The following is a 6,309-nucleotide window of genomic DNA, read 5'->3' on the forward strand; positions in this document are numbered from 1 at the left end:
AGGACAAGTCTTAAAAGCCATGATTCTCAATGGGCTAGGAATGGTGTCACGCCCCTTGTATTTATTTAGTCAATTTTTTGAAGACAAAGCTGTAGAAAAATTATTAGGAGATGAGATTAAAAGTGAATATTTAAACGATGATAAAATTGGTAGATTCATGGATGAAATTTATCAAATAGTATTGAATAGTTTATTTAGGGTTTGCTGAAAAAGTTTTTCCTGGGGGCAGGGTGTGGGGTGTAGGGTGTAGGGTGTAGGGTTTTAGCGATTTTGAGGAGGTCAATTACCTAATTTTCAGGGAAAAAGTCCAGGGATTTTCCACCCGATCACTCCCAGATCTGGCACTTTTTGGTTTCCAAAAAGTCTAAAAGTCTTACCCAACAAGGTTTTTAGATTTATTCAGCAAGCCCTATGCTAGGCTAGATTTAACCAGACTAAACCAAGAGAGCCTATTTATTTTTTGCGAGCAAAAATTTCTTCAAACCAATTAATAGCTCGATTTGCCAAAGCTTCTAGGGAATATTTTTGCTCGACTACTGCACGACAAGAATATCGATCGATCCGGTCTAAATTTTTAATTCCTGTAACTAATCCCTCGATACTATCGGGTTCAACTAAAAAACCAGTTTTTCCCTCTTCAATAATTTCTACCGGACCACCGCGACGATAGGCAACTACGGGAACACCACAGGCTAAAGCTTCAATAGCCACGTTACCAAAAGCCTCAACCCAGCGCGGGGTCATCAACAGGCCAAAACAGTCGCCTAGCTCTTTTTGTAGGCTCCCGGTGGGCAAAAACCCGCGATAATCGACTAAATCGAAACTATAGGTATCCTGTAAATTTTGCCAGTAGAGAGGATCGGAAATATGACCGAAAACCCGTAAAGGGACACCTAACTGTTGACAAGCTGCGATCGCATCTTCCAAAGCCTTTTCCGGGGCAATCCGTCCCACCCAGGCTAGACAGGGGGAAGGATCGTCCCGAAACTGATACAAAGATACGTCTAAACCATTAGCCAAACAGCGATAGGGGGGAGAGAGGGAGAAAGTTTCTGCTTGGGCAAGGGTGTGAAAAGCGAGTAAATGGGGAAAATTGCTGTAAGTTTTTTCAATAATATGATCCATCGCCAAAGAAACGGAAGCCATGCTGACTAAATGGGCGACGGGAGTGGCAAAAAAAGGAGTGAGATAAAAAGGGAGCCAATCGTAGGCAAAATTAACAATTAAATCGTACTGATTTTGTACCTGTTGGGCGTAGTGCCACATATTGGCCAAAACGGCATTTTCGGGCATTAAAATCGGGGCTTGCCGGCCCTGACTTTGGGCGGAAATCTGGGCATTTCCTGCTATAGTGATTAAGGGAATATCATGCAACTGCGAGGCTTCTGGAGCCACTACCCGCACCGGATAGCCTTGCCTAGTCAGAGTGCGAGCGAGATTATAAAGAGTTAATTCTACGCCACCGCCGCCCCCCGAACCCAAAAATCCCACGGGGGTGGAGAGAAATAACAGTTTTCGACTCAATTTTGCACCTCTGTGGGTGTGGTTTCAGTGAAGGAAGTATCCTGTACGTCATCATCTTCCGGTTCACCAGTGGTTTCTAGGGGAGCAATATCTAAACGGGGCGGTAATTGCAGATTTAACTGTCTGATTGCCCAGCGTGCTGTTTCTTGCACTTCTTCATCGGAATCATCGAGGGCATGACAAATTAATTGACTGATCTGAGACATGATATCGTAGAGTCTGGTTAAATCCCGGATAGCATTTTTCCGCACTTGGGGATTTTTATCCTGGAGGGAGATAGCCAAAGCTTGGTTCATCGGTCGCAGGGAGCGGGTACAGATTTGAGCGAGGGCTTCTAGGGTTAAACTACGTTCGTAGGAATCCCCATCCACCATACTATCGACTAAAGGCTGCATTGCCCTAGAATCGGACATTTGTGCCAGTTTCCAAACCGCCCGTCTACGGGTACGAGGATCGTTATCGCGAAGACTTTCAATTAAACGCAGGATTAAGTCTACGTTCGGGATACGGGAAGTAGCTTGTACGGGCAAAGAAGGCTCGAAATCCTCTTCACCACTGCCATTAATGTCACTGCCCGTTTTGGTGTCCGCGTCGAAGGAATTGCCATTGCCCCTAGAAAAGTTGTCGAGTGGGTTTTTAGGATTGACGTAAGTTGTCTTTTTGCGGCGTTTTGAGGCTTTGCCCTTAGGACGATATTGAAAGAAAAGCGATAGTAAAGCTGCCAATAAAGCGATGGATAACAGAGCCGAGCCAGCAATTAACGGTATTGGTGAAGTCTCATTTCCGGCGGCTGCGTTGGCGGCCGCAGCGTTTTGACCTAGATACTTCTGCATATTAGCGATCGCATTTTGAGCAAATGTATCGTTCGGACGTTGTGCCAGAGCTTGTTGAAATTTTTCTAGGGCGAGTTGGTAATTTCTTTGGGCTGTAGCTTCGTAACCAGCTTTCATCAACTGATCGTAAGTGGCCACAGTCTGGGGTTGCTCTAACCTAGGTGGAGTTTGAGCGTTAGCCGTGGGTAAAGTCTGGAAATTATGACCCCAACTGCTCACACCGATAGCTAACAAAAATAGGAAATTGGGTTTGATCATAGAATTAATGTAACTGTTTAAGGGGGGGTAAAAGTTATGATAGCCTAAAAGCCATAAATGAAAAGCACTGAACTCCAGAGATGGGTCATAGACCGCGATGATTGGGGAAAAGCCCTCGGTGAGGGTGGGGCGAATAGTACGGCTCCTAGGAGCGAGGATAGAGTCCACTGTTTAGAGCTTAGGGATTATCTGTGAAAAACTGGCTTAATTAAGCTTGCACAGGCGTTTTGCGCCATATTCGACCTTGAATAGTCGTGTGGAATTGCCAATTAGCTACGGTTTCTGGATAATCGCCCCGATAGTGACCGCCTCGGCTTTCTGCTCGTAATAAGGCACTTTCCAGAATTAAGTCGGCGATGTCTAGAAGATTTAATGTCTCGATCGCTGTTCTTATTTCTAACTGCACCGAGGGACACAAAAATAATTGTCCTTTGTCGGGAAGAAGATTCTGGAGAAATTGGCCCATCTTTAAGGAATGTAACTGTTGTTTCCACTGTTGCACCCGTAGGATAGCAATTTCTAACTCATTTTGAAATCGGCAAATTCCCGCATTTTCCCACATTAAAATCGGTAATTCTCTCCGTACTTTTTGCCAGTATTCCTGTTCTTCCTGCCAATTTTCCGCAATTTCTAAGGGTTTTTCTGGTCTTTCCCCACGAAAGTTTTCTGGCTCTAGACCTATTTCAACTAACTTTGCCGCAAAGACAATACATTCCAAGAGAGAATTACTGGCTAAACGATTGGCTCCATGAACACCTGTACTAGCGGCTTCGCCGATCGCATACAAACCGGATAGAGAAGTGCGGGCGTTTAAATCTGTGGCCACTCCTCCCATCCAATAGTGAGCGGCGGGGGCGACCGGAATCACATCCTCAAGCACATTAATGCCCCATTTTTGACAGATGCGGATAATATTGGGGAAACGATAACGCAGACGCTCCGGTTCGATTGGTCTTAAATCTAGATATACTTTGGCATGGGCGGGATCGTCGGAGGTTTTTTGCAAATGGCTAAAAATCGCCCGACTCACCACATCCCGGGGGGCTAATTCTCCGGCCGGATGGTAATCGAAGGCAAAACGCCGCCCCCGGTCATCAATTAAATGCGCTCCTTCGCCGCGCACCGCTTCACTAATTAAAAACCGCGGCGCCCCCGGCACAGTCAAAGCAGTGGGGTGAAACTGAAAAAATTCTGGGTCGCGAATCACTGCCCCAGCACGCCAAGCTAGGGCGACTCCATCCCCGGTGCTAACGGCGGGATTAGTGGTTTGGGCGTAGACTTGACCGCCGCCTCCCGTAGCCAGAATGACTGCTTGCGCTCGCAGCCAACAGAGATGATCTTGATGGAGTAAACAAATACCTTGACAGCGTTGCCCTTCCGGGTCAAGCCAGAGTTTCAGCGCAATCGCTTGGGGAATAATGGTAATATTGGGGCGTTCGACCACTTTTTCCATCAGGGTACTGACGATCGCTCTCCCCGTGCGATCAGCTGCGTGCAGCACCCGGGCCTGGGAATGGGCAGCCTCAAGAGTGCGGGCTAAGTCGTCTCCGGAGCGATCAAAACTCACCCCTAACCGCAGCAAATCAGCGATTGCTTGGGGGGCCTTCTCGACTAAAAACTGCACGGCATAGCGATCGCATAAGCCCGCTCCAGCTTTCAGGGTATCTTCTAAATGGAAAACGGGGGAATCTGCCTGGGAGGTGGCTGCCGCAATTCCTCCCTGCGCCCAATCACTAGCCCCAGTTTTTAAATCTTCTTTGGTAATTAAACCCACCTTTAAGTTAGGGGGTAAACACAGTGCGGCATACAATCCCGCCGCTCCCGATCCCACCACTAAAACATCTTGATAACTCGGCAGTTGCGAGGAAACGACCATGTAGGAGTTAATTGATAAATTCTATTTATTCTAGCATTTCATTTCTCTATAGTTCTGGCAAAAATCGCCAGTTTTTAGCTTGGGGCAGTATGCCAGATTCTTTCTTTTGCCTCTTGCCTTCAGAAGCTGATCACTGAAAAAGGTGAGCGATCGCCCACCTAGTAATTTTTTTTAAACCGTAATTAATTGGATTTAGTAAACTCCGGGGTTAAAACGGTCATCACCCTCGATAAATTCTTTAGAAGGCTCAGTAACGGTAAATTTCTCCAGATTAGCCTGTAAACGCTCTTTTTGAGTGTCCGAGAGTCCGGGGATATTGAGGACATCTTCCACTTCTTCGTAGGGGGCGTTTTTGATGATTTTACCAGCTAAATTGGGATAGAACCCTCTCAAGTCCCGGAAATCGCGAATATCACTGTTATTGAGGTCGATTTTCGCCCCAAATTCTGTAGTTAGTTTGGCATCGGCCGCATTTAAGACGGCCACAGGAAGAGAAGGAAGGGCGATCGAGGTGAGATTGAGAGCTTGAGCGGGAACTTTGCCCCAAAAACTCCCGATAATCAAGGCAATTACCGCCAGCAGACGAACAAGATTCTTCATTGCAGTTGTGGTCTCCTAAAACCAAGGCAAATTAACGATCAGGACAAGAAATTAAGCCGTCAGCTTTCCGACTAGGCATAGGGTGGGTAGTTGGGATTTGCCACCGCAGCCTAGGTATTAGCTGAACGCTGATAGCTAGTTAAAAAAGTTATATCATGCCATTAGACCAGATCATAACCTAGTTTGCCCCCCTAGGGGAAGGGTTTTGCGGTTTTGGGGTTTGATCACAAAGAACAAGTTGGTTAGGACAATCTAAATCGCTAAAACCCCTTTCTGGCAAGGATTTTCCTGCTGCCATCTGGCGGCTGCTACAGTTGAATTTCCCTATCTCCCTATCTCCCCACTTCCCCCATTTCCTCATTCCCCTATCCCCTAACCCAATTATTACAAATCCCTAAAATTATCAATGACGAACAGCACTCCTATGGCATCATAGACTGTTGCTTGTCTTGAAATACATAATAAGGAAGACACAATTATGGCTCTCCAATTGGGTGATATCGTTCCAGATTTTACACAAGATTCTAGTGAAGGTCCGATTTCTTTTCACCAGTGGGTAGGAGATAGCTGGGTGGTGCTGTTCTCGCACCCGGCTGATTATACCCCCGTTTGTACCACGGAATTAGGTACGGTGGCTAGTCTTAAGTCAGAATTTGAGCGACGTAATGTGAAAGTGATCGCTTTGAGTGTCGATAGTGCCGAATCCCATCGGGGTTGGATTAATGACATCAACGAAACTCAAAACACTACCGTTAACTATCCGATTATCGCCGATGGCGATCGCAAAGTGTCGGATCTCTACGGCATGATTCACCCTAATTCCCTCAACAATCTCACGGTACGTTCGGTGTTTATCATCGATCCCAACAAAAAATTACGTTTAACCATTACCTATCCTGCCAGCACGGGACGCAATTTTAACGAGATCCTGCGCGTGATTGACTCCCTGCAGCTCACCGATAACTATCAAGTGGCTACCCCGGCTAACTGGACCGACGGTGGCGATTGTGTGGTGGTTCCCTCTATTCCCACTGAAGAAGCTCGCAGCAAATTCCCCAAAGGGGTTGAAGAAATCAAACCCTATCTACGCATGACTCCCCAACCTAATAAGTAGGGTTTGCGGCAAAAAGTTTTTCCTGGTGGCAGGGTGTGGGGTGTAGGGTTTTACCAGTTTTGAGGTGGCCAATTACCTAATTTTCAGGGAAAAAGTGCCTAAAT

At 46.5% G+C, this 6,309-nt stretch carries 5 protein-coding genes and 1 pseudogene; 2 read left to right on the forward strand and 4 right to left on the reverse strand.

The features are described from left to right. Positions 1-196: pseudogene (locus PX636_RS05785) on the forward strand (DUF4277 domain-containing protein); the annotation flags it as partial. 257 nt (positions 197-453) lie between these two features. On the opposite strand, the gene PX636_RS05795 reads toward PX636_RS05785, so the two are convergent. From PX636_RS05795 to psbU, 4 genes are all read right to left on the reverse strand, one after another. Beyond that, positions 454-1,524, reverse strand: a complete 1,071-nt coding sequence (locus tag PX636_RS05795; RefSeq protein ID WP_041804156.1) for a glycosyltransferase family 4 protein — start codon at positions 1,522-1,524, stop codon at positions 454-456. Next, positions 1,521-2,615, reverse strand: coding sequence for a HEAT repeat domain-containing protein (locus PX636_RS05800; protein ID WP_041804157.1), 1,095 nt, complete (start codon positions 2,613-2,615; stop codon positions 1,521-1,523). Before PX636_RS05800 ends, PX636_RS05795 begins: the two co-directional genes overlap by 4 nt. Before the next feature lie 208 nt (positions 2,616-2,823). Continuing rightward, positions 2,824-4,491 carry an L-aspartate oxidase gene (gene nadB / locus PX636_RS05805; RefSeq protein ID WP_288116471.1) on the reverse strand — a complete coding sequence of 556 codons (1,668 nt, stop codon included), beginning with the start codon at positions 4,489-4,491 and terminating at the stop codon, positions 2,824-2,826. Between the two features lie 192 nt (positions 4,492-4,683). Then, a complete protein-coding gene (psbU, locus tag PX636_RS05810) occupies positions 4,684-5,091 on the reverse strand; it encodes a photosystem II complex extrinsic protein PsbU (RefSeq protein ID WP_012266475.1) in 408 nt (135 codons plus the stop codon). 478 nt (positions 5,092-5,569) lie between these two features. Here psbU and PX636_RS05815 point away from each other — a divergent pair, with 478 nt between their 5' ends. Continuing rightward, positions 5,570-6,205 carry a peroxiredoxin gene (locus PX636_RS05815; protein ID WP_002761158.1) on the forward strand — a complete coding sequence of 212 codons (636 nt, stop codon included), beginning with the start codon at positions 5,570-5,572 and terminating at the stop codon, positions 6,203-6,205. Positions 6,206-6,309 lie beyond the last annotated feature (104 nt).

It is taken from the genome of Microcystis sp. M53598_WE2 (assembly GCF_030067735.1).
Classification (GTDB): domain Bacteria; phylum Cyanobacteriota; class Cyanobacteriia; order Cyanobacteriales; family Microcystaceae; genus Microcystis; species Microcystis aeruginosa.

Bases quoted from the DNA above. Each gene is read 5' to 3' on its own strand.
- PX636_RS05815 (WP_002761158.1), top strand. From the start codon at position 5,570: ATGGCTCTCCAATTGGGTGATATCGTTCCAGATTTTACACAAGATTCT.
- PX636_RS05800 (WP_041804157.1), bottom strand. From the start codon at position 2,615: ATGATCAAACCCAATTTCCTATTTTTGTTAGCTATCGGTGTGAGCAGT.
- nadB (WP_288116471.1), bottom strand. From the start codon at position 4,491: ATGGTCGTTTCCTCGCAACTGCCGAGTTATCAAGATGTTTTAGTGGTG.
- psbU (WP_012266475.1), bottom strand. From the start codon at position 5,091: ATGAAGAATCTTGTTCGTCTGCTGGCGGTAATTGCCTTGATTATCGGG.